General features: G+C 72.7%; 23 protein-coding genes. 18 read left to right on the forward strand and 5 right to left on the reverse strand.

Annotated features, from left to right (window positions below; genetic code table 11):
* The first annotated feature begins 1 nt into the window (after nucleotide 1).
* Both ACGF8A_RS13865 and ACGF8A_RS13870 read left to right on the forward strand, forming a co-directional pair.
* Nucleotides 2–1,243: a cation:proton antiporter gene (locus ACGF8A_RS13865; RefSeq protein WP_393107597.1), complete on the forward strand. Its 1,242-nt coding sequence runs from the start codon at nucleotides 2–4 to the stop codon at nucleotides 1,241–1,243.
* A 155-nt stretch (nucleotides 1,244–1,398) separates the two neighbouring features.
* On the forward strand, nucleotides 1,399–2,163 hold the full coding sequence (locus tag ACGF8A_RS13870; RefSeq protein ID WP_393107599.1) for a DUF4142 domain-containing protein: 765 nt from the start codon (nucleotides 1,399–1,401) through the stop codon (nucleotides 2,161–2,163).
* Nucleotides 2,164–2,213: 50 nt separating this feature from the next.
* Here the strand turns inward: ACGF8A_RS13870 and ACGF8A_RS13875 are convergent, their stop codons facing one another.
* Nucleotides 2,214–2,591, reverse strand: a complete 378-nt coding sequence (locus ACGF8A_RS13875) for a winged helix-turn-helix transcriptional regulator (RefSeq protein WP_393107601.1) — start codon at nucleotides 2,589–2,591, stop codon at nucleotides 2,214–2,216.
* A gap of 174 nt (nucleotides 2,592–2,765) precedes the next feature.
* Complete coding sequence (locus ACGF8A_RS13880) at nucleotides 2,766–3,152, reverse strand: hypothetical protein (protein WP_393107603.1); 387 nt, start codon at nucleotides 3,150–3,152, stop codon at nucleotides 2,766–2,768.
* A 237-nt stretch (nucleotides 3,153–3,389) separates the two neighbouring features.
* On the opposite strand from ACGF8A_RS13880, the gene ACGF8A_RS13885 reads away from it, so the two are divergent.
* From ACGF8A_RS13885 to hypE, 15 genes are all read left to right on the forward strand, one after another.
* Nucleotides 3,390–5,120, forward strand: a complete 1,731-nt coding sequence (locus tag ACGF8A_RS13885) for an enoyl-CoA hydratase-related protein (protein WP_393107674.1) — start codon at nucleotides 3,390–3,392, stop codon at nucleotides 5,118–5,120.
* A 26-nt stretch (nucleotides 5,121–5,146) separates the two neighbouring features.
* Entirely contained in the window at nucleotides 5,147–6,235 is a 1,089-nt protein-coding gene (locus ACGF8A_RS13890; RefSeq protein ID WP_393107605.1) for a hydrogenase expression protein HypE, read from the forward strand.
* A 63-nt stretch (nucleotides 6,236–6,298) separates the two neighbouring features.
* Complete coding sequence (locus tag ACGF8A_RS13895) at nucleotides 6,299–8,080, forward strand: nickel-dependent hydrogenase large subunit (RefSeq protein WP_393107607.1); 1,782 nt, start codon at nucleotides 6,299–6,301, stop codon at nucleotides 8,078–8,080.
* Nucleotides 8,077–8,640: a hypothetical protein gene (locus ACGF8A_RS13900; RefSeq protein WP_393107609.1), complete on the forward strand. Its 564-nt coding sequence runs from the start codon at nucleotides 8,077–8,079 to the stop codon at nucleotides 8,638–8,640. Before ACGF8A_RS13895 ends, ACGF8A_RS13900 begins: the two co-directional genes overlap by 4 nt.
* The gene (locus tag ACGF8A_RS13905) at nucleotides 8,637–9,302 is read left to right on the forward strand and encodes a DUF5947 family protein (RefSeq protein WP_393107611.1); all 666 of its coding nucleotides are present in this window, start codon (nucleotides 8,637–8,639) and stop codon (nucleotides 9,300–9,302) included. The genes ACGF8A_RS13900 and ACGF8A_RS13905 overlap by 4 nt, the downstream gene beginning before the upstream one ends.
* Nucleotides 9,299–9,937, forward strand: coding sequence for a DUF6084 family protein (locus tag ACGF8A_RS13910; protein WP_393107613.1), 639 nt, complete (start codon nucleotides 9,299–9,301; stop codon nucleotides 9,935–9,937). Before ACGF8A_RS13905 ends, ACGF8A_RS13910 begins: the two co-directional genes overlap by 4 nt.
* Nucleotides 9,934–11,391, forward strand: a complete 1,458-nt coding sequence (locus ACGF8A_RS13915) for a hypothetical protein (RefSeq protein ID WP_393107615.1) — start codon at nucleotides 9,934–9,936, stop codon at nucleotides 11,389–11,391. The genes ACGF8A_RS13910 and ACGF8A_RS13915 overlap by 4 nt, the downstream gene beginning before the upstream one ends.
* Nucleotides 11,388–11,924, forward strand: coding sequence for a hydrogenase maturation protease (locus ACGF8A_RS13920; RefSeq protein WP_393107617.1), 537 nt, complete (start codon nucleotides 11,388–11,390; stop codon nucleotides 11,922–11,924). The genes ACGF8A_RS13915 and ACGF8A_RS13920 overlap by 4 nt, the downstream gene beginning before the upstream one ends.
* Nucleotides 11,925–11,970: 46 nt before the next feature.
* A complete protein-coding gene (locus tag ACGF8A_RS13925; protein WP_393107619.1) occupies nucleotides 11,971–12,087 on the forward strand; it encodes a DUF6893 family small protein in 117 nt (38 codons plus the stop codon).
* A gap of 143 nt (nucleotides 12,088–12,230) precedes the next feature.
* Nucleotides 12,231–12,626: a hydrogenase maturation nickel metallochaperone HypA gene (locus ACGF8A_RS13930; RefSeq protein ID WP_393107621.1), complete on the forward strand. Its 396-nt coding sequence runs from the start codon at nucleotides 12,231–12,233 to the stop codon at nucleotides 12,624–12,626.
* A gap of 2 nt (nucleotides 12,627–12,628) precedes the next feature.
* Nucleotides 12,629–13,324: a hydrogenase nickel incorporation protein HypB gene (gene hypB / locus ACGF8A_RS13935; RefSeq protein WP_393107623.1), complete on the forward strand. Its 696-nt coding sequence runs from the start codon at nucleotides 12,629–12,631 to the stop codon at nucleotides 13,322–13,324.
* On the forward strand, nucleotides 13,321–15,693 hold the full coding sequence (gene hypF / locus ACGF8A_RS13940) for a carbamoyltransferase HypF (protein ID WP_393107625.1): 2,373 nt from the start codon (nucleotides 13,321–13,323) through the stop codon (nucleotides 15,691–15,693). Before hypB ends, hypF begins: the two co-directional genes overlap by 4 nt.
* Before the next feature lie 62 nt (nucleotides 15,694–15,755).
* Nucleotides 15,756–16,055, forward strand: coding sequence for a HypC/HybG/HupF family hydrogenase formation chaperone (locus ACGF8A_RS13945; protein WP_393107627.1), 300 nt, complete (start codon nucleotides 15,756–15,758; stop codon nucleotides 16,053–16,055).
* A complete protein-coding gene (gene hypD, locus ACGF8A_RS13950) occupies nucleotides 16,052–17,203 on the forward strand; it encodes a hydrogenase formation protein HypD (protein WP_393107629.1) in 1,152 nt (383 codons plus the stop codon). The genes ACGF8A_RS13945 and hypD overlap by 4 nt, the downstream gene beginning before the upstream one ends.
* Nucleotides 17,196–18,263 (forward strand): hydrogenase expression/formation protein HypE, encoded by a 1,068-nt coding sequence (hypE, locus tag ACGF8A_RS13955; protein ID WP_393107631.1) that lies wholly within the window; start codon nucleotides 17,196–17,198, stop codon nucleotides 18,261–18,263. Before hypD ends, hypE begins: the two co-directional genes overlap by 8 nt.
* 369 nt (nucleotides 18,264–18,632) lie before the next feature.
* On the opposite strand, the gene ACGF8A_RS13960 is transcribed toward hypE, so the two are convergent.
* From ACGF8A_RS13960 to ACGF8A_RS13970, 3 genes are all read right to left on the reverse strand, one after another.
* A complete protein-coding gene (locus ACGF8A_RS13960; RefSeq protein WP_393107633.1) occupies nucleotides 18,633–18,863 on the reverse strand; it encodes a hypothetical protein in 231 nt (76 codons plus the stop codon).
* A complete protein-coding gene (locus ACGF8A_RS13965; protein ID WP_393107635.1) occupies nucleotides 18,847–19,098 on the reverse strand; it encodes a DUF6400 family protein in 252 nt (83 codons plus the stop codon). The genes ACGF8A_RS13960 and ACGF8A_RS13965 overlap by 17 nt, the downstream gene beginning before the upstream one ends.
* A gap of 107 nt (nucleotides 19,099–19,205) precedes the next feature.
* Nucleotides 19,206–20,600 carry a diacylglycerol/lipid kinase family protein gene (locus ACGF8A_RS13970; protein ID WP_393107637.1) on the reverse strand — a complete coding sequence of 465 codons (1,395 nt, stop codon included), beginning with the start codon at nucleotides 20,598–20,600 and terminating at the stop codon, nucleotides 19,206–19,208.
* Nucleotides 20,601–20,892: 292 nt separating this feature from the next.
* Between ACGF8A_RS13970 and ACGF8A_RS13975 the strand changes: the two genes are divergently transcribed.
* Nucleotides 20,893–21,345, forward strand: coding sequence for a hypothetical protein (locus tag ACGF8A_RS13975; protein ID WP_393107639.1), 453 nt, complete (start codon nucleotides 20,893–20,895; stop codon nucleotides 21,343–21,345).
* The last annotated feature ends 305 nt before the right edge of the window (nucleotides 21,346–21,650 follow it).

Raw genomic sequence — 21,650 nt, forward strand, 5'->3', positions numbered from 1 at the left:
CGTGCACTCCTCGACCGTCTTCCTGATCGAGTTCGGGGCGATCATCCTGGCCCTGGGGCTGCTGGGCCGGTTCGCCGGCCGGCTGCGGCTGTCGCCCATTCCGCTCTATCTGCTGGCGGGGCTCGCCTTCGGCAAGGGCGGCCTGCTCCCGCTGGGCGCCAGCGAGGAGTTCATCTCCGTCGGCGCCGAGATCGGGGTCGTCCTGCTGCTGCTCATGCTGGGCCTCGAGTACACGGCGAGCGACCTCGTCACCAACCTCAAGTGCAACTACCCGGCGGGCCTGGTGGACGCCGCCCTCAACGCCCTGCCCGGCGCCGGGCTGGCGCTGCTGCTGGGCTGGGGTCCGGTCGCGGCCGTCGCGCTGGGTGGCGTCACCTGGATCTCGTCCTCGGGCGTGATCGCCAAGATCCTCGGCGACCTGGGCAGGCTGGGCAACCGCGAGACGCCGGTCGTGCTCAGCATCCTGGTCCTCGAAGACCTGTCCATGGCCCTCTACCTGCCGATTCTCACGGCCCTCGTGGCGGGCATCGGCTTGGCGGCCGGCGGTGTCACCCTGGCCATCGCGCTCGGTGCCGCCGCCCTCGTACTGGTCGTCGCGGTGCGCTACGGCCGCCACGTCTCCCGTTTCGTCTCCAGTGACGACCCGGAGAAGCTGCTGCTGGTCGTCCTCGGGCTGACGCTGCTGGTCGCCGGGCTCGCCCAGCAGGTGCAGGTGTCCGCGGCGGTGGGCGCGTTCCTGGTCGGCATCGCGCTGTCCGGTGAGGTCGCCGAGGGCGCGTACAGTCTGCTCGCGCCGCTCCGGGACCTGTTCGCCGCCGTGTTCTTCGTCTTCTTCGGCCTCAACACCGACCCGGCGAGCATCCCGCCCGTCCTGCTGCCCGCGCTCGCCCTCGCCGCGGTCACCGCGCTGACGAAGATCGCTACCGGGTACTGGGCCGCGAGACGGGCGGGCGTCGCCACACGGGGCCGCTGGCGGGCGGGCGGCACCCTGGTGGCGCGCGGCGAGTTCTCCGTGGTCATCGCCGGACTCGCCGTCACCGCCGGGATCGAGCCCTCGCTCGGCCCGCTGGCCACCGCGTACGTCCTGATCCTGGTCCTTCTAGGACCGCTCACCGCCCGCTACACCGAGCCTGTCGCCACACGCCTGGCGCGTCTGCGGCGCAGGTCCGCCTCCAGGGCCGATGCCCAGCAGAACCCGCCCACCGCGCACCTCGACGACCAGGACACCGTAGGCAGGCCATGACCGGCGTGCCGGCCGGCCGGCGACACGCTGCCCCGGCCCACCGACACTGTGACGCAAAACACACGCCCTGGAGCGATTTTCGACCGCCGCGATGATGGATCCGACCGGCCCATCCGTACCTCCTGGCGTACACGTCGCTCGCGTCAGGAGGCTCCATGCCCGTCTCACCCAGCAAGTTGGGAAGCATCTTCGTGTTCGGCGCGATGGGTCTGACCCTCGCCGCCCTCGCGTACCCGGCCATGCTCGGGATCGAGAACACCGCCTCCTCCCAGGACCGCATCATCGCCAACACCGCCTACGGCCCGCTGACCGAAGCCGACCGGGACTTCGTCGTCAAGGTCCGCTCGGCGGGGCTGTGGGAGTACCCGCTCGGGGAGATGGCCATGGAACGGGGCACCACTCCGGAGATGAAGGAGGCCGGCGAGCACCTCATCGTCGGGCACGCGGCACTCGACGCCACCTGCCGCAGAATCGCGCCCGAACTCGGCATCACCCTGCCCAACCAGGCGTCGCCGCAGCAGCAGCAGTTCGTGGCGACCGTGGACTCGGAGACGGGACAGCAGTTCGACATCACGGCCGTCAACATCATGCGCGTGACCCACGGCCAGATCTTCCCGGCGATCGCCAAGATCCGCGCCAACACCAAGAACTCGCTGGTCCGCACGCTGGCCGACCAGGCCAACGACACCGTCCTTGACCACATCACGGTGCTGGAGAAGACCGGCATGGTCAACTACGAGCAGGTCCAGTTCCAGCAGACCTCGCCGCCGAAGCTGCCCCAGGAACAGCTGACCCCGCCTCCGCCCCAGCCGGGCTCTCCCGTCCTTGCCCTCAAACCCCGTCCGGACCTCGACGTGAACACCACGGCCCCGACGCCGAGCCCGTCGAGCGCGGGACAGGTCGCGGGACAGGTGGGGTGATCCGATCCGGGAGGTGCGCACCGCGTGACGCGGTGGTGACGCCGCGGCCGTCAGGCCTCGAAGCGGCTGCGGGCGTCCTCGATGTGCCCCAGGTACCGGTGGGTCCAGCCGCACATGCCGTCGACCGTGGCCCGCAGGGCCCGGCCCGGCACCGTGAGGGTGTACTCGACCCGCGGCGGCACGGTGGGGTGCACCTTCCGGTCCACCAGTCCGTTGCGCTCCAGCATGCGCAGGTTCTGGGTGAGCATCTTGTGGCTGACGCCCTCGACCTCTGCGCGCAGCTCGCTGAAGCGCAGGGTGCGCTCACCGAGAGCCTCGATGATCAGCAAGGCCCACTTGTTGGCGACGTCCGAGAAGATCTCCCGCGCCAGCGAGTCGGCGCGCCGCAGGTCCGCGTCCTCGGGCAGGCCCGTGAACTGCTTGGCCACGTTGTGGTCCCCCAGACGTCAAAGGTGCCTTCTTCCAGTTCAGCGTTGACTCTCCTACGGTTTCCGAGTAACCGCAAGAGAGTACGGAGGCACACCCCGTCCCTGCCCTCACGCCGTCGCGCCACCCGTCCCGGGTACGGGAGGGCGGCGCGACGGACCGGATGTGCCGGGCCGTCAGCCCGGGCGGTGCCCCGGCTCGGAGTCGTTCGGGTCGACGCCGGTGTAGGCGTCGTCGTCCTTGGTGCCGCTGGGCCGGCCGGAGCGGCCCCTGCCGCCGCTGTCCCGCATGCCCTTGCCGGACTTCCGGGCGTACTCCTCGCCGCTGCGGCCCTCGCTGCCTACGACGTCACCGGGGACGGACCTGCGCTCCTCCTTGGACTTGCTGCGGCCCGGCCCGCGCTTCGGCGCGTGTTCCTCGGCCTGGAACGAGCGCCGGGCACTGGGGTTGTCCTGCTGTCGCGTCTCGTCGACGTCGGGGGACCAGCCGTGCTGCTCGGTCCCCTCGTGCCGGCTGGGCCCACCGCCGCGAGACGACTTCGATGACTTGCGTTCCTTGGCCATGCGCCGACCTGCCTGTCCGCTGTCGGAAGGGGGCACCGTCGGTGCCCGGACGCTAGCGATTCTCCCACTCACCGGCATACAGGGCATAACCACATAAATGCCCAGCAGTGTAGGCCCCCTCGCCCGCCGGCTCCGGCCGGCCTCCGCCCGGCCATCTGGCGGGAACCGCGCCTCCTACGAGTGACCGGCGGGATTCGCGTCGACGTCGAGGGATGCGCCTGTATGACCATCACGGGCATGCGCATCCTGCTCATCGGCAGCGCCTACAACAGCCTCACCCAGCGTGTGCACGCCGAGCTCCGCGACCGCGGGCACGGGGTCGCCGTCGAGGTGACGCCCCGTGGCGACGACGTGCGGGCGGCCGTCGGGCGGCACACCCCCGACCTGGTCGTCGCGCCGATGCTCAAGGCCGTCGTACCCCGCGATGTGTGGTCGGCCCGCACCTGCCTGATCGTCCACCCCGGGCCCGTCGGCGACCGGGGCCCGTCCTCCCTGGACTGGGCCATCCACGACGGCGTCCGCGAGTGGGGCGTGACCGTCCTCCAGGCCGACGAGGAGATGGACGCCGGTCCGGTGTGGGCGACGGCCGCCTGTCCCGTTCCCCCCGTGGGCAAGAGCGACCTGTACCGGAACGAGGTGTCGGACGCGGCGGTCGAGGCGGTGCTGCTGGCCGTGGAGCGGTTCGCCTCCGGCCGCCACGTGCCGCTGGAGCAGAGCACCCTGCCGACCGCGCCCGGCGCGCGGACCAGGCCCGTGATGCGCCAGGAGAACCGCCGCATCTCCTGGGCCGGCGACTCCACCGACACCGTCCTGCGCACCCTGCGCGCCGCCGACTCGCAACCCGGCGTGCTCGACGAGCTGCTGGGCGGCGAGTGGTTCCTGCACGGCGGCCGTCCCGAGTCCCGGCTGCGGGGGCGGCCGGGGGAACTGCTGGCCACCCGGGCGGGCGCCATCTGCCGGGCCACGGCGGACGGCGCGGTGTGGATCCCCGAACTGCGGGAGCGTACGGCCGCCGGCGCCCCGCGCGCGTGCAAGCTGCCCGCCGTGACCGCGCTGGGCGGGCGGCTGCCCCGGCTGCCGGACCTGGACACCGCCCGGGACGCCTCCTGGTCAGACATCCACTACCGGGAGGACGGGCCGGTCGGGGTGCTGTCGTTCGCGTTCCCGGGCGGCGCGATGTCCACCCGCCACTGCCGGCGGCTGCTGGCCGCCTACCGGGCGGCGTGCGCGCGGCCGACCACCCTGCTCGTGCTGGGCGCGGGGCGTGACTTCTTCTCGAACGGCATCCACCTGGGCGTCATCGAGGCGGCCGCCGATCCGGCGGCGGAGTCCTGGGCCAACATCAACGCGATGAACGACCTCGTCGAGGCGGTCCTGACCACGGCCGACCGGGTGGTGGTGAGCGCCGTCGGCGGCAACGCCGCGGCCGGGGGCGTGATGCTGGCGCTGGCCGCCGACGAGGTGTGGTGCCGTTCGGGCTCGGTGCTCAATCCGCACTACCGGCGCATGGGGCTGTACGGCTCCGAGTACTGGACGTACAGCCTGCCCCGCCGGGTCGGTACGGCGACGGCGCAGCGGCTCGCCCAGGAGGCGCTGCCGCTCACCGCCGCGCGGGCCCGGGACATCGGGCTGATCGACCGGGTCGTCGAGTGCGCCCCGGCGCGCTTCACGGACGAGATCACCCTTCTGGCCCAGCGACTGGCGGCCTCGCCGGTCGTACAGTCGCGCCTGGCCGCGAAGAAGGCCGAGTGCGAGCGCCGGGAGGCGGTCACCCCGCTGGCGGCGGTCCGCGAGCGGGAGTTGAGCCGCATGCGCAGGATCTTCTCGGACCCCGACGCGCCCTATCACGCCCTGCGCCGGGCCTTCGTACGCAAGGAGCGGGCCCCGGCCGGGGCGGGAGGTGCGGATGCGGTTGCCGCGGCCCTGTCCGACGCTTACCAGGAACATAGGCCGATTCATCGGCTTTGACGCTTTTCCTCCACGGGAGGCAGTTGATGAACGCAGCATCGCCGACCACGGCTCAGGAGCCGGGCGCGGCCGGCTCACCCGGCACGGACGAGGAACCGATCCACATCCTCTGGATCAACGCCGGGCTGAGTTGCGACGGCGACTCGGTCGCCCTGACCGCCGCCATGCAGCCGAGCATCGAGGAGATCGCCCTGGGGGCACTGCCCGGGCTCCCGAAGATCGCGGTGCACTGGCCGCTGATCGACTTCGAGTGCGGTCCGGTGGGCGGCGCGGACACGTTCATCGAGTGGTTCTTCAAGGGAGAGCGCGGCGAGATCGATCCGTTCGTCCTGGTGATCGAGGGGTCCATCCCCAACGAGTCGATCAAGCAGGAGGGTTACTGGTGCGGCTTCGGCGACAACCCGGAGACCGGCCAGCCCATCACCACCAGCGAGTGGATCGACCGGCTCGCCCCGAAGGCGCTGGCCGTCGTCGCGATCGGCACCTGCGCCACGTACGGCGGTATCCACGCGATGGCGGGCAACCCGACCGGCGCGATGGGCGTGCCCGACTACCTGGGCTGGGACTGGAAGTCGAAGGCGGGCATCCCGATCGTGTGCGTGCCGGGCTGCCCGATCCAGCCGGACAACTTCGCCGAGACGCTGACGTACCTGCTGTACCAGGCGGCGGGGTCGGCGCCGATGATCCCGCTCGACGACAAGCTGCGGCCCACCTGGCTGTTCGGCGCGACCGTACACGAGGGCTGCGACCGGGCCGGCTACTACGAGCAGGGCCAGTTCGCGATGGAGTACGACTCGCCCCAGTGCCTGGTGAAGATCGGCTGCTGGGGTCCGGTCGTCAAGTGCAACGTCCCCAAGCGGGGCTGGATGAACGGCATCGGCGGCTGCCCGAACGTGGGCGGCATCTGCATCGCCTGCACGATGCCCGGCTTCCCCGACAAGTTCATGCCGTTCATGGACGAGCCTCCCGGCGGCAGGTTCTCCAGCACCGCGAGCGGTGCCTACGGCGCGGTGATCCGCAGGCTGAGGTCCATCACGGCGAAGACGGTGGACAAGGAACCCAAGTGGCGCCACACGGGCCGGGAGATCACCACCGGCTACCGGCCCCCCTGGTGACCCCGTTTCCCCGGCCGCTCCCCCACTCGCAGACCCGACCGACCGAAGGGCATCACAGACACAATGGCGACCTCGACGACATCCGGTGACGGCACCGGACTGGTGGAGATGGCGTGGGACCCGATCACCCGGATCGTGGGCAGCCTCGGCATCCACGCGAAGATCGACTTCAAGCAGAAGCGGGTCGCCGAGTGCTACAGCACTTCGTCGGTCTTCCGCGGCTACAGCGTCTTCATGCGGGGCAAGGACCCCCGCGACGCGCACTTCATCACCAGCCGCATCTGCGGCATCTGCGGCGACAACCACGCCACGTGCTCGGTGTACACGCAGAACATGGCGTACGGCGTGAAGCCGCCGCACCTCGGTGAATGGATCATCAACTGCGGCGAGTCCGCGGAGTTCATGTTCGACCACAACATCTTCCAGGAGAACCTGGTCGGGGTCGACTACTGCGAGAAGATGGTCCGCGAGACCAACCCGGGGGTCGTCGAGCTCGCCGAGCGCACCGAGGCCCCGCACGCCGCCGACCACGGCTACCGCACCATCGCCGACATCATGCGCGCCCTGAACCCGCTGGAGGGCGAGTTCTACCGGGAGGCGCTCTCGGTCAGCCGCTACACGCGTGAGATGTTCTGCCTGATGGAGGGCCGCCATGTGCACCCCTCCACGCTGTACCCGGGCGGCGTCGGCACCATCGGCTCCGTGCAGCTCTTCACGGACTACATGACCCGCCTCATGCGGTACGTGGAGTTCATGAAGCGGGTCGTACCGCTCCACGACGACCTGTTCGACTTCTTCTACGAGGCGCTGCCCGGCTACGAGGAGGTCGGCCGCCGCCGGGTGCTGCTCGGCTGCTGGGGCGCCTTCAACGACCCCGAGTACTGCGACTTCACCTACGCCAACATGTCGGACTGGGGACGGAAGATGTTCGTCACCCCGGGCGTCATCGTGGACGGCAAGCTGGTCACCAACGACCTCACCGAGATCAACCTCGGCATCCGCATCCTGCTGGGCAGCTCGTACTACGAGGACTGGGTCGGCCAGGAGCAGTTCGTCACGCACGACCCGCTCGGCAACCCGGTCGACCCGCGCCACCCGTGGAACCAGCACACCATCCCGGCCCCGCAGAAGCGGGACTTCAACGACAAGTACAGCTGGGTGATGTCGCCGCGCTGGTTCGACGGCAAGGACTACCTGCCGCTGGACACCGGAGGCGGCCCCATCGCCCGCCTGTGGTCCACGGCCCTGTCCGGGCTGGTGGACATCGGGTACGTCAAGGCCACCGGGCACAGCGTGGTCATCAACCTGCCGCGCACGCTGACCAAGCCGGAGACCACCTTCGAGTGGAAGATCCCGCAGTGGAGCAACGCCATCGAGCGCAACCGTGCCCGGACCTACTTCCAGGCGTACGCCGCCGCGGTGGCGCTGCACAGCGCGGAGATGGGCCTCGCCGAGGTGCGCGCCGGGCGCACCGCGACATGGGAGAAGTTCGACGTGCCGGACGAGTCGATCGGCGTCGGCTTCACCGAGGCGGTGCGCGGTGTGCTCTCGCACCACATGGTCATCCGGGACGGCAAGATCGCCAACTACCACCCGTACCCGCCGACCCCGTGGAACGCCTCCACCCGTGACACCTACGGCACTCCGGGCCCGTACGAGGACGCGGTGCAGAACACCCCGATCTTCGAGGAGAACCCGCCGGAGAACTTCAAGGGCATCGACATCATGCGCGCCGTGCGCAGCTTCGACCCGTGCCTGCCGTGCGGTGTGCACATGTACGTCGGTGACGGCCGCACGACGAAGGCGATGCACGTCCCCACCGGGCTGAGCGGTCTGGCCGGATGAGCGGGACGCACGGCACGGTGAACGCGGAGACGGCCGGCCGGCTCGTCGAGGAGGTCCTCGACCGGCTGGCCGCCTCCGGCGACCCCACGGCGTGCGAGTCGGCCGAGGAACTCGTCCGGGTCCTCATGGAGTTCTACGGCGCGGGCCTCGCCCGCGTCATGGATCTCCTCGAGCGCCATCCGGGCGCCTCGGCCGCTCTCGACGCCCTGCTCGGCGACGAGTTGGTGGCGAGCCTGCTGGTGCTGCACGGGCTGCACCCGGAGGACGCCCGCACCCGGATCGCCCGCGCGCTGGACGGCCTCGCCCAGCCCGTCGAGAACGCCGGCTTCGACCCGGCTACCGGCGTACTGCGGCTGCGGGTCGTCGGCTCGGGCGGCTGCGGCTGCGGCACGGGCGGTGCGGGCATGGAACAGGCGGCGCGGGACACGCTGGCATGCTTCGCGCCGGAGGTGACCTCCGTGGAGATGGAGACCTCGGCGCCGGAGCCCGCTCTGCTCCAGATCGGGTCCGCGCCGCCGGGCGCCGGGACGGGCGGCCGCTCGCCGGCCACCACACGGTGAGCGCGCCGCAGACCGGGCCGGGGCTCCTGCGGCACGGCACCGGGCCACGGGGCCTGCGCCGCTTCACCGCCCCGCGCCGGCCCCGCGAGGAGCGCTGCGAGCTGTGCGGCACACCGCTCGCCGACGCCCGTCACCGGCATCTCGTGGACGTCGAGAAGCGGGCGCTGGCCTGTGCCTGCGATCCGTGCGCGCAGTTGCTGGACCGTTCCGCTGACACCCAGGGCCGCTTCCGGACCGTACCCGGCCGGTATCTGCGGGACCCCGGCCACCGGATCGACGAGCAGGCCTGGGAACGGCTCGGCATCCCCGTCGGCGTCGCCTTCTTCTTCCGCAACGCGGCGCTCGGCCGGCTCGTCGCCCTGTACCCGAGCCCGGCCGGGGCGACGGAGAGCGAACTGGACCCGGAGACCTGGCAGTCCGTGCTGTCCGCCACGGAACTGGCCGGTCTGCTCGCACCCGACGTCGAGGCGCTGCTGCTGCGCCGGCAGCAGGGCCGGGTCGAGTGCTACCTGGTCCCGGTCGACATCTGCTATGAGCTGGTCGGCCGGATGCGGCTGCGCTGGCAGGGCTTCGACGGCGGCGCGGAGGCACGCGCCGACCTGGAGGCGTTCTTCACGCACGTGCGTGAACAGGCCCGCGAGCCGCGAGGGAGCCGGTCGTGACCGACTTCGCTTTCATGTGCACGGGGGTGCGCGCCGACCCGTACGCCATGGGGCCCACCCTGGTGTTCCGGCTGCGTGTCACCGCGTCGCCGCCGACCCGGGTGCACGCGATGGCGCTGCGCTGCCAGATCCGGATCGAGCCCGCCCGGCGCGGCTACGCCGATGCCGAGGCCGAGGCGCTGACCGACCTGTTCGGTGACCGGTCGCGGTGGGGCGGCAGCCTCAAGCCGATGCAGTTCGCGCAGGCGCAGGTGATGGTGCCCGGGTTCACCGGCGAGGTCGAGACCGATGTCGCCGTGCCCTGCACCTACGACATGGACATCGCGTCCACCCGCTACTTCCACGCCCTTCAGGACGGGGAGGTGCCGCTGCTGATGCTCTTCTCCGGCACCGCCTTCACCGGCGAGGGCGGATTCCGGGTCGAGCCGGTCCCCTGGGACAAGGAGGCCGGTTGCCGGATGCCGGTGAAGACCTGGCGGGAGATGGTCGAGCAGCACTTCCCGGGCTCCGGCTGGATCCGGCTGCCCCGGGACACCATGGACGCCCTGCTGGCGTACCGGTCGCGGCGTGCGCTGCCCTCCTGGCAGGAGACCGTCGAGGCGCTCATGACGGCGGCCGGGGCGAGGACACCGTGACCACGACGACCTTCCGCCCCGAGACCGAGGCCCGCCTGGCCGTCGCCCGGCAGGTCGCCGACGCCGTGCTGTTCGAGGGGTACGTGCTCTACCCGTACCGTGCCTCCGCCGCGAAGAACCGGCTGCGCTGGCAGTTCGGCGTGCTGGTGCCCCCGGCCTGGAGCGCGGCCACCGAGGAGCACGACTTCCAGCACACCGAGTTGCTGATGGAGCCGAAGCGGGGCGCCACACTCGCCGTGGAGGTGCGCTTCCTGCACGCCCAGCGGCGGACCGTGCAGCGGGCCTGCCCGGGCGGTGGCTTCGAGGCGGTACCCGAACTGGCGCTGGAGGACCGTGTGCTGGTCCCCTGGGACGAGGGGCACGAGGAGCGGGTGCGGCTCGTGGTGCCGGTGGCGGAGCTGACCGAGGGCGACACCGTCGTCCCGTTCAGCATGCCCGCCTCCGAGGAGACCGAGCCCGTCACGGACGGCGCGGGCCGTGCCCTCGGCCGGCTGGTGCGGCGCCGCGAGGAGATCAGCGGCACCCTGCGCCTGTCGGTGAGCGAGCTGGACGGGCCGTACCGGACGCAGCGGCTGAGCGTGGTCGTGGAGAACACGAGTGGCTGGCTGCCCGTGCGGGACGCCGACCGTGACGCGGCCCTGCCACGGTCGCTGGTCGCCTGCCACACCCTGCTGTGCCTGGACGCCGGGCGGTTCCTGTCGCTGACCGACCCGCCGGAGTGGGCCAAGGGCGCCGTCGCGGCCTGCCGCAACCTGCACACCTGGCCGGTGCTGGCCGGTGAGCCGGGCCGCGGCGACCTGGTGCTCTCCTCGCCGATCATCCTGGAGGACCACCCCGCGATCGCCCCCGAGAGCCCCGGCGCCCTGTACGACGCCACGGAGATCGACGAGATCCTCGCGCTGCGCACCGCCGCCCTCACCGACGAGGAGAAGCGCGAGGCCCGTGGCACCGACGACCGGGCGGCCGCGGTGATCGACCTGGCCGACTCCATGCCGCCGGAGGTGCTGGAGCGCCTGCACGGGGCGGTGCGCAGCCTGCGGGAGGTCGCCGGGGCGGGCACGCGGGCGGCCGGGGGCGTGCCGTCGTTGCGCACGCCCGACGAGGATCCGTTCGGGCGGAGCGGCGTCATGCGCCCCGACACTCCCTGGTGGGACCCGGGCGCGGACGGCTCCGTCGATCCGGCCCGTGACCACGTGCTGGTCGACGGGCAGCCGGTGCGGGCGGGCTGCCGGGTCGTGCTGCGGCCCCGGCTGCGGCACACCGACGCACAGGACCTGTTCCTCGACGGGAGGCAGGCGCTGGTGGAGGCGGTGCTGCACGACGTCGACGGTGGCGTGCACATCGCGGTCACCCTCGACGACGACCCGGGCGCCGACATCCGCCGGGAGCAGGGGCGATTTCTGTACTTCCAGCCCGACGAGGTAGCCGTGGCCGAGATCCGGGAGGACGCGTGAAGGCCGCCACCGCAGCGAGCCCCCGCGCCCTGGTCGCCGGGGTGGGCAACATCTTCCTCGGCGACGACGGCTTCGGTGTCGAGGCGGCACGTCTGCTGTCCGCACGGCAGCTGCCGGCCGGCGTCGAGGTAGCCGACATCGGCATCCGCGGGGTGCATCTGGCGTACCAGCTGCTCGACGGGTACGACACCCTCGTCCTCCTCGACGCGACGGCTCGCGGCGGCAAGCCCGGGACGCTGTACGTGATCGACGCGGCGGAACCGGGCAGCCGCCGGCCGCCGGAAGGCGTCCCGCTGGACGGCCACCGGATGTCGCCCGACGCCGTGCTGGCCCTGCTGGACACCCTGTGCGCGGGCACCGGTGCGCAGCCGCCGCGCCGCACCCTGGTGGTGGGATGCGAACCCGCCACCGTCGAGGAAGGCATCGGGCTCAGCCCGGCCGTCGCCGCCGCGCTGCCGGAAGCGGTGCGTCTGGTCGTCGGGCTGCTGCGCGACCGAGCCGCTGTGAAGGAAGACGATGAAGCAGCCGTATAGGTGCCGAGGGCTTCGCCGAGGCACCCACCACCCCACGGAGAGCACCATGAACAGACGCATCATCAGCGGTGCCGCCGCCGCGACCGCCGCCACCGCGCTCGCCGCGTTCGCCGCGCACGTCATGCCCGACATCAGGCGTTATCTGCGCATTCGCCGTATGTGACACCGGCCGGACCGTCCGCCGCCGGCCGGGTGGACCGAACGGGCCAGGCATCCGTGTGACCCCGGCGCGCCGCTCGGCCGGCCGCCGGGACCCCGCCGTGTAATGGGCGCCCAGGACATCAGCCGGGCCCGGGACGGAGACCGATGCACGAAATGTCCGTCGCCCTGTCGGTCGTGGACCAGGTCGAGCGAGCGGCGCAGTCACGAGGCATGGCCGGTGTACGCGCCGTCCGTGTCGACATCGGCGAACTGGCCGGTGTGGTGCCCGACTCACTCGCCTTCTGCTTCGAACTGGCCTGCGCCGGGACCGTCCTGGAGGGCGCCGCACTCACCACCCGGCCCGTGCCCGGCCGGGCCTCGTGCGCGCCGTGCGGGCGGGACTGGGCCACCGGGATGCCGCCGGACATGGTCTGCGCCGCCTGCGGCAGCGCGGCCACCGAGCTGCTGGCGGGCCGTGAACTACAGATCACCGAGGTGCACTGGGCCGACCCGGCCGAGGCGCCCGTGCCCACCCGCGCCACCCGTCTCAAGGAGAGCTGACCATGTGCCGTGTATCCGACCTGCGGCAGGCGGTGCTCGCCAAGAACAGCACGGCGGCCCGCGTCCTGCGTACCGAACTGGCGGCCCAGGGCACGACGGTGGTCAACCTCCTGTCCAGCCCGGGCAGCGGCAAGACCGCGCTGCTGGAGCGGGAGCTGCTGCTCGCCCGGGAGCGCGGCATCGCGACCGCCGCCCTCACCGCGGACCTCGCCACCGAGAACGACGCCGTCCGGCTGGCGCGTTCGGGCGTGCCGGTCAAGCAGGTGCTCACCGACGGGCTCTGCCATCTGGAGGCGGACATGCTGGCCGGACATCTGCACGAGTGGCTGCCCGAGGACACCCGGCTGCTGTTCGTGGAGAACGTCGGCAACCTGGTGTGCCCCGCCTCCTACGACCTCGGCGAGTCGCTGCGGGTGGTCCTGGCGTCCGTCACCGAGGGCGAGGACAAGCCGCTGAAGTACCCGACCGCGTTCGGGCTGGCGCAGCTGGTGCTCGTCACGAAGTCCGACCTGGCCGGGCCGGCCGAGTTCGACGAGGCCGCCTTCCGGGCGCACGTCCAGCAGGTCAACCCGGGCGTCGAGGTCGTGCTGAGCTCCGTGCGCAGCGGGGAGGGCGCCGGTGTCCTGGTCGACCGGGCGCTGGCGGCGGCCGAGGGACGCTCCGTCCACGCTCCGGTGATGGCCCGGGCGCAGGCGTGAGCACGGCGCCGGAGGCCGGCCCGGCCCCGGACGTCCGTACCGCCCCCGCCGTGCGGCGGGCCCGGGTCGTCGTACGGGGTGTGGTGCAGGGCGTGGGGTTCCGGCCGTATCTCTACGGTCTCGCCACGGAGTTGGGGCTCGCCGGTCATGTCACCAACACCGGTGACGGCGTGCTCGTCGAGGTGGAGGGCGCGCCGGAGGACGTCGCACGGTTCTGCACCCGGATCGCGCCCGGCGCCCCACCGCTGGCGGTGGTCGAGGCGGTGGACGCCACCGACCTGCCGCCCACCGGGGCCCGCGGCTTCACCATCGTCCCCTCGCGCACGGCCGGCTCGGTCCGCACGCTGGTGGCCCCCGACACCGCCACCTGCGCCGACTGCCTCACCGAGCTCACCGACCCCGCCGACCGGCGGTACCGCCACCCCTTCATCACGTGCACGCACTGCGGGCCGCGCTTCACCATCGTGACCGGTCTGCCGTACGACCGTGAACACACCACGATGGCGGGCTTCCCGCTGTGCCCGGAGTGCGCCCGCGAGTACGACGACCCGGCCGACCGCCGCTTCCACGCCCAGCCCGTCGCCTGCCCCTCCTGCGGCCCGCGTCTGAGACTGACAGGGGCGCGGGGCGAGACGCAGGACGGCGATCCGATCGAGGCGGCGCGCGCGCTGCTCGCCGCGGGTGCCGTGGTCGCCGTCAAGGGCGTCGGCGGCTACCACCTCGCGTGCGACGCGACCGATCCGGTGGCGGTCGCCGAGCTGCGGCGACGCAAGGCGCGCGGGGACAAGCCGTTCGCGCTGATGGCCGCCGACGTCCGCGACGTCGAGCACCTCGTGCATGTCACTCCCGCCGAACGGGAGTTGCTCACCGGCCGGGAGCGGCCCATCGTCCTGCTGCGCCGGCGCGCCGCCGTCCGGCCCGTTCCGGATGCGCCGGTGCCCGCCGAGGCGGTGGCGCCCGGCAGCCCGGACCTCGGCGTCATGCTGCCGTACACGCCGGTGCACCATCTGCTGTTCGACGGCGAGGACGCGCCCCGGCTGCTGGTGATGACGAGCGGCAACCTCTCCGGCGAGCCCATCGTCACCGACGACGCCGAAGCCCTCGAACGGCTCGCGCCCCTGGCCGACGCCTGGCTCACCCACGACCGGCCCATCCACGTGCCGTGCGACGACTCCGTCGTGCGGGTGTGCGACGGCGAGCCCCTGATGCTGCGCCGCTCACGCGGCTACGCACCCCTGCCGGTCACCCTGCCCGTACCGGTGTCCCCCGCGCTCGCGGCCGGCGGCGACCTGAAGAACGTCTTCTGCCTCGGCGAGGGCGGCAGGGCCTGGCTTTCCGCCCACATCGGGGACATGGACGACCTCGCCACACAGCGGGCGTTCGACCGCGCGGAGCGTCAGCTGGAGTCCGTCACGGGCGTACGCCCGGCTCTGCTCGTGACCGACACGCACCCGGGATACCGGTCGGGCGCGTGGGCACGGCGGCATGCGGGCGGGCGCCCCGTGGCGCGGGTCCAGCACCATCACGCCCATGTCGCCGCAGTGATGGCCGAGCACGGTCTTCCGGCGGGCAGCAGGGTGATCGGGGTCGCCTTCGACGGCACCGGGCACGGGGACGACGGGGCCGTGTGGGGCGGTGAGTTCCTGCTCGCGGGCTACGACGGCTTCCGGCGCTTCGCCCACCTGGCGTACGTGCCGCTGCCCGGTGGGGACGCGGCGGTGCGGCGGCCGTACCGCATGGCGCTGGCGCATCTGCACGCGGCGGGCCTCGCGCCCGGCCCGGACCTGCCATGCGTCGCCGCCTGCCCGGACACTGAACTCCCGCTGCTGCGGACGCAGTTGCAGCGAGGGCTGAACTGTGTGCCGACGTCCAGCATGGGGCGGCTCTTCGACGCCGTGTCGTCCCTGGCCGGGGTCTGCCAGTACGCCGGCTACGAGGCGCAGGCCGCGATCGAGCTGGAGGGCGCCGCCGTGTCCGCCGGCGGCGGGCACGAGGATCCCCGGTACGCCTTCCGGCTGGCGGGCCAGGCACCGGTGACCGCCGGTCCGGGGCCCCTGCTGGCGGCCGTCGCCGACGACGTACGGGCCGGCGTTCCCGTGGCCGTGGTCGCGATGCGCTTCCATCTCGCCGTCGCCCGGCTGGTACGGGCGGTGTGCGCGCAGGCGCGCACGGCGACGGGACTGACGACCGTGGCCCTGAGCGGCGGGGTGTTCGCCAACACGCTGCTGTCCTCGGCCTGCGCCCGCGGGCTGCGCGCGGACGGGTTCACCGTCCTGCGGCACCGCGGGATCCCGCCGAACGACGGCGGACTGGCCCTCGGCCAGCTCGTCGTGGCCGCCCGCGCGGCCGACCGGCCCGGATCCGGGTGACGGGCGAGGGGCCCGCCGCTCGATCAGACTCACCGCTCGACAAGGACGCGAAGGAGACACGTATGTGCCTGGCGGTACCCGGCCGAGTGCTGGGCATCGAGGAACGGGACGGCACCCGCATGGCCACCGTCGACTTCGGCGGGGTGGTCAAGGAGGTGTGCCTGGAGTACCTGCCCGACCTTCAGGTCGGTGAGTACGCCATCGTCCATGTGGGGTTCGCCCTGCAACGCCTGGACGAGGAGTCGGCCCGCCGGACGCTGGAGCTGTTCGAGAATCTCGGCATGCTCCAGGAGGAGTTCGGCGACCCCTGGGAGCAGGCCGGTCAGGCCGCGCTGCCCGACGCCGGGGAGGTGCGGCAGTGAAGTACATCGACGAGTTCCAGGACCCGGAGCTGGCGGCGCGGCTGCTCGACGACATCAGGGCCACGGTGACCAGGCCGTGGGCGCTGATGGAGGTGTGCGGCGGCCAGACGCACACCATCATCCGGCACGGCATCGACCAACTGCTGCCCGACGAGGTGGAGTTGATCCACGGGCCGGGCTGTCCGGTGTGCGTCACGCCGCTGGAGGTGATCGACAAGGCGCTGGCGATCGCCTCCCGCCCCGAGGTGATCTTCTGCTCCTTCGGTGACATGCTGCGCGTGCCGGGCACCGGACGTGACCTGTTCCAGGTCCGCGGCGAGGGCGGCGACGTCCGGGTGGTGTACTCGCCGCTCGACGCGCTGCGGATCGCCGGGGAGAACCCGGACCGGCAGGTGGTCTTCTTCGGCATCGGCTTCGAGACGACTGCCCCGCCCAACGCGATGACGGTCCATCAGGCCCACAAGCACGGCATCCGCAACTTCAGCCTGCTCGTCAGCCACGTCCGGGTCCCCCCGGCCATCGAGGCGATCATGCAGTCCCCGGACTGCCGGGTGCAGGGCTTCCTCGCGGCCGGCCATGTGTGCAGCGTGATGGGCGTCGAGGAGTATCCGGCGCTGGCGGAGCGGTTCCGGGTGCCGATCGTGGTGACCGGCTTCGAGCCGCTGGACATCCTGGAGGGCGTCCGGCGCACCGTGCGGCAACTGGAACGCGGCGAGCACACCGTCGAAAACGCCTACCCGCGCGCGGTCCGGCCCGAGGGCAACCCGGCGGCGCGGGCCATGCTGGACGACGTCTTCGAGGTCACCGACCGGGCCTGGCGCGGCATCGGGGTCATCCCCGGCAGCGGCTGGCGGCTGGCGAGCCGCTACCGGGACTACGACGCCGAACACCGCTTCCAGGTAGGGGACATCAGGACGCTGGAGCCGGCCGAGTGCCGCAGCGGTGAGGTGCTGCAGGGATTGCTGAAGCCGCACGAGTGCGAGGCCTTCGGCACGACGTGCACCCCCCGCACGCCGCTGGGAGCGACGATGGTGTCCAGCGAGGGCGCCTGCGCGGCGTACTACCTGTACCGGCGGCTGGACCTGCCGGAGCGGGCGGCGCCGGTGACCGTGACGGCCCCGAGCCAGGAGGGCACCTCCCTTGTCTGACACCACCGCAGCGCCGGACATGCTCTCCTGGACCTGCCCGGCTCCCCTGCGCGACCGACCCCGCGTGGTGATGGGCCACGGAGGTGGCGGCGCCCTGTCGGCCGAGCTCATCGAGCAGGTCGTGGTGCCCGCGCTGGGCGGGCCGGAGCCGGCCCCGCTGACCGACTCCGCGACCGTCGAGCTCGGTGGTGCGCGGCTCGCCTTCTCCACCGACTCCTTCGTCGTGCGGCCGCTGTTCTTCCCCGGCGGCAGCATCGGTGACCTCGCCGTCAACGGCACGGTCAACGACCTCGCCATGAGCGGGGCCCGCCCGGCGTTCCTCTCGTGCGGGCTCATCCTGGAGGAGGGCGTCGAGATCGCCACCGTCGCCAGGGTGGCCGGAGCGCTCGGAGCCGCCGCGTCGGCGGCCGGGGTGCGGGTCGTCACCGGTGACACCAAGGTCGTCGAGGCCGGGCACGGCGACGGTGTCTACATCAACACCTCCGGCATCGGCCTGATCCCGGCCGGGGTCGACCTGCGGCCCGAGCGGGTCGTCCCCGGCGACGTCGTCATCGTCAGCGGGGCCGTCGGCCTGCACGGCGTGGCCATCATGAGCGAGCGGGAGAACCTGCGCTTCGAGGTCGGGATCGAGAGCGACTGCGCTCCGCTCGGCGGCCTCGTCGAGGCGATGCTCGCCGTCACGCCCGACCTGCATGTGCTGCGCGACCCGACCCGCGGCGGGCTGGCCGCCTCCCTCAACGAGATCGCCTCGGCGTCCGGGTGCGGGGTCGTCGTCCAGGAGCGGGCGGTACCGGTGCCGCCTCCCGTGGCCGGCGCCTGCGCCATGCTGGGGCTCGACCCGATGTACGTGGCCAACGAGGGCAAGCTCGTCGCCTTCGTACCCCGTGAGCACGCCGACGCGGTCCTTGCCGCGATGCGGGCGCACGAACGGGGGTCCGAGGCGGCGATCGTCGGCGAGGTGGTCGCGGACCACCCGGGCATGGTCGTGGCCCGGACGGGGCTGGGCGGGACGCGCGTGGTGGACCTGCCACTGGGCGAGCAGTTGCCGCGGATCTGCTGAGCGGGGTCCGGGGAGTGCGGTGCGCCTCGGTGGTGCTGAGGCGCGCCGCCGGCGCCTGCCGGCGGCCGGCGGGGCGATCGCACCCGTCGCCGCGGCGGCGCCGGTCACCCTGCTCCCGGGGCGAGGAGGTGGGCGTACTCGGCCCGCGCGTCGACCACGTCACCCGAGGCCGGGGTGCCCGGCCGGTCGAGGAGGTGAGGGCGTCGTCGTCGAGCGGGGAGATGCCGTCGTCACGGGCTTCGGTGCCGGAGGGCGCGATCCTCGCGTCAAGGGTCCCGCGGCGGACGTCCTGGACGCCGGGCGCCGTGACAGGACGCATGTGGCGTTCGGGTACGGAGTGCACCGCGCTGCACCGCGGAGCCGCCGGCCTCAGTGGGTCAGGCCCCGCCGGCCCGGGCGGGTGTCCAGGGTCCAGGTGTGGGTGCAGCCGGGGCACTGGAGGTGGACGCGGGCGCCCTCGTTGGAGATGAGGTAGCGCCAGTGCGTCGGGCAGTTGCGGCGGGCCGCGCAGGTCACGCAGTCGCGGGCGTCGTCGCAGCGGGGGCAGGGCACCCAGGCACGGCGGGCCCGGTCGGCGTGCGGATCAATGGGAAGTCGCATCGCCCTCGTCCCGCCCCGGCAGCACACCGGCTGCCACCAGCATGGCGTACGTCCGCTCCTGTTCCTCGTCGAGGCCGGAGTAGAGCAGCGTGTGGGCCGCCTCCTCCGACCGCAGCGCGGCCACGGGGTCCCAGTCGGGTTCGAGTGCGGCCAGTACCTCGGCCCGTCGGCGGGCTTCCTCCCGCGTGAGGTCGATGCTGAAGGGCACGAGGTCCGGAGCGGAGGTGTCATCCATGAGGGCGGTGCTTTCACGCGGGAACGTACTGGCCCAGCCACGTCTACCAGGCGTGATGCTCCACGTGAAGCGGATGTGACGGATGCCATCGTCCGGGACCCCTGCGGTCAGGCCGCCTGATCGTCCTTCCGGGCGGGCTCGTGGTGCTCGGGTCGGTCCGTCCGCCCGGAGCGGGCGGGGACGGCCGTACGTCCCACCGCTGCGGCGAGTTTGCGCAGTCGCCGCCAGTCCAGGCGGGGCGGCAGGTCGGGCACGCCCGGCCGTTCGCGGGGGACGCGCACGCGCAGGGCACGGCGCTCGATCCGGCAGCGCACGGGTGTGCTCAGGGTCGTGGCCTCACCGTCGAGGCCGACCTCCAGTCGCGGCTCGTCGGCCTCGATGATCACCTCGTGGGCCGTGAGCGCCCCGAACCCCTGCGGGTCGAGCAGCAGCTCCGCCGCCTCGATGGCGCTGTCCACCTTCACGGAGAGCACGCCGAGCCTGCCGGAGTTCAGCCGCTGGCGCCGGCCGAACCCGAGGGGGTCGTCGATGCGGTACGGGTTGTTGCTCACCAGCACGGCCTGCGGATCGGTGAACGTCCTGCCGTCGGCGCGGGCGGTCAGGCGCGGGCCGCGCTGCCGGCTGAGCAGGTCGGGCAGCAGATCCAGTGCCGTACCGACCTTGTCGTCGCGGTAGCCGGGGCTCTGCACGACGGCGCCGTACACGCCGAAGGAGGCGTTGTTGACGAACGGGCGGTCGCCCGCGAAGCACAGGTCCACGCGGAGTTCCACGCCGTCGGTGAGCGCGTCGAGGCAGCTGGCGGGGTCCTCGCGGTCCAGGCCGAGGTCCATCGCGAAGTGGTTGCGGGTGCCGGCCGAGATCACGAGGAACGGCAGTCCGTGTTCCGCGGCCACCGCCGCGACCAGCGCCTGGGTGCCGTCGCCGCCGGCGACGCCGAGCAGGTCGGCGCCGTCGGCCACGGCCTGGCGCGCGAGCGCGGCGACATCCTGATGGTGCTCGGGGTCCAGCAGGACGACCTGCGCGCCGAGGCTCTCGGCCTTCTCCCGCAGTGCGAACTTCTCGACCTTGCCACCGCCCGAGCGCGGGTTGAGCAGCAGGAAGGGGCGCCGCGGGGGCGGGGTGCGGTACTCGCGCTGCCGTCCCTGCCGCAGACCGGTGCTGCGCAGGGCGTACCGGCCGCTCCACACGGCCGCGCACCACAGCAGCCCGGAGACGGTGACCACCCACAGGAGGTTCGCCCGCGCGAAGAGCACGACCACTCCGACGGGGGCGGCGAGGGCCAGCAGTGCGGCGGCGACGCGCACGGGGCCACGGCGGGACAGCGTCCACCACAGGGCGGCGAAGGTGAGGCAGAGGCCCGCGAGTCCCACGACGAGCAGGAGCAGGCCGCCGAGGCCGCCCTGCGCCAGCGGCAGCAGCACCGCCACGGCCGCCGCCGTCAGGGCGCCCCTGGCGGCCCATGTCTGCCGCCGGTGCCGCCACTCCACCGATGTCTCTCCCACGGGTCCCCTCCACACGCGGCCGGCCGGCGTCGCCTTCCGTGCGCTTCCAAGGTCTCATGCGGGCGGACGGCGGCGCACAGGGGCCGGGGGCGCGCGGTTGGCCGCGGGGACGTGGAGCGGGTGCACGGCGGTTCGCAGGGCGGGGACCCGCGGTCCTCGCGCGCGGGCGGGCCGGTCCCCCGGACCTCCCGCCTGATCCGTTCGAGTGGTGCGTTCCCCCACACGGTCGTACCGTCGGAACCAGTCGGCCCGATCGACGCGCACGGACGCAGCACAACGGCGGGGAGCCGAGATGAACAGGCACAGCACCAGGGCGGCCCTCACGCTCTGCGCCGCGGCGGCTCTCGTGGCGTCCCTGGGCACCGCCTCCGGCGCGCCGGCGAGTGCGGACGCGGTGCAGCAGGCCGAGGAACCGGTGCTGGTCGACTGCTTCTGGCGCCCCGAGGTGCGCCCCGACGACTTCATGCTGGCCTGCGGTGACGGCAACAGCCGGCTCGCCTCCCTGAAGTGGCTGCGCTGGGACGGGGACGCGGCGATGGCCAGGGGGGTCAACTGGGTCAACGACTGCAAGCCGTACTGCGCGGCGGGCAGGTTCCACCCGTACTCCGTGACGGTGCGGCTGGAGGATCCGAAGCCGTGGAAGAAGAACCCGGACATGCAGCAGTACGGCAAGATCAGCCTGACCTACCTGGAAGGCAGGCCTGAAGGGTTCCCGAAGGTACTCACGTACCCCCTGTGGAGCTGAGCCGAAGCCGGCTGCGCCAGCGCATGTCCGCCACCCTGTTCCGCCCTCGGCCGTCCGTTCGGTTCGATGTCCGGGTGTCCGCCCCGAAGCGGTGATCGCGGCTCTGTTACGCGTCGGTGACGAAGGGGGCGAAGTTGTGGAATGGCCGCAGGGCAACGAACTGCCGGCGGGCCGAGTCGTATGAGACGTAAGGACGGCAAAGCGCACGACACATTGGGGGACCACGTCAGCACCCGCCTCCGTACCCGACTCGGCATCGCCGCCTCGCGGCCGGGGCGGCTCTCACACCGACCGCCGTCCCGGCC

The organism is Streptomyces sp. NPDC047706, assembly GCF_043204795.1.
Classification (GTDB): Bacteria; Actinomycetota; Actinomycetes; order Streptomycetales; family Streptomycetaceae; genus Streptomyces.

What these genes read in the sequence shown, in the direction of transcription:
- ACGF8A_RS13895 (WP_393107607.1), top strand. Translation starts at nt 6,299, where the DNA reads ATGGCGACCTCGACGACATCCGGTGACGGCACCGGACTGGTGGAGATG.
- ACGF8A_RS13960 (WP_393107633.1), bottom strand. Translation starts at nt 18,863, where the DNA reads ATGCGACTTCCCATTGATCCGCACGCCGACCGGGCCCGCCGTGCCTGG.
- hypB (WP_393107623.1), top strand. Translation starts at nt 12,629, where the DNA reads ATGTGCCGTGTATCCGACCTGCGGCAGGCGGTGCTCGCCAAGAACAGC.
- ACGF8A_RS13925 (WP_393107619.1), top strand. Translation starts at nt 11,971, where the DNA reads ATGAACAGACGCATCATCAGCGGTGCCGCCGCCGCGACCGCCGCCACC.
- ACGF8A_RS13890 (WP_393107605.1), top strand. Translation starts at nt 5,147, where the DNA reads ATGAACGCAGCATCGCCGACCACGGCTCAGGAGCCGGGCGCGGCCGGC.
- ACGF8A_RS13965 (WP_393107635.1), bottom strand. Translation starts at nt 19,098, where the DNA reads ATGGATGACACCTCCGCTCCGGACCTCGTGCCCTTCAGCATCGACCTC.
- ACGF8A_RS13945 (WP_393107627.1), top strand. Translation starts at nt 15,756, where the DNA reads ATGTGCCTGGCGGTACCCGGCCGAGTGCTGGGCATCGAGGAACGGGAC.
- ACGF8A_RS13885 (WP_393107674.1), top strand. Translation starts at nt 3,390, where the DNA reads ATGCGCATCCTGCTCATCGGCAGCGCCTACAACAGCCTCACCCAGCGT.
- ACGF8A_RS13880 (WP_393107603.1), bottom strand. Translation starts at nt 3,152, where the DNA reads ATGGCCAAGGAACGCAAGTCATCGAAGTCGTCTCGCGGCGGTGGGCCC.
- ACGF8A_RS13900 (WP_393107609.1), top strand. Translation starts at nt 8,077, where the DNA reads ATGAGCGGGACGCACGGCACGGTGAACGCGGAGACGGCCGGCCGGCTC.
- ACGF8A_RS13975 (WP_393107639.1), top strand. Translation starts at nt 20,893, where the DNA reads ATGAACAGGCACAGCACCAGGGCGGCCCTCACGCTCTGCGCCGCGGCG.
- ACGF8A_RS13930 (WP_393107621.1), top strand. Translation starts at nt 12,231, where the DNA reads ATGCACGAAATGTCCGTCGCCCTGTCGGTCGTGGACCAGGTCGAGCGA.
- ACGF8A_RS13870 (WP_393107599.1), top strand. Translation starts at nt 1,399, where the DNA reads ATGCCCGTCTCACCCAGCAAGTTGGGAAGCATCTTCGTGTTCGGCGCG.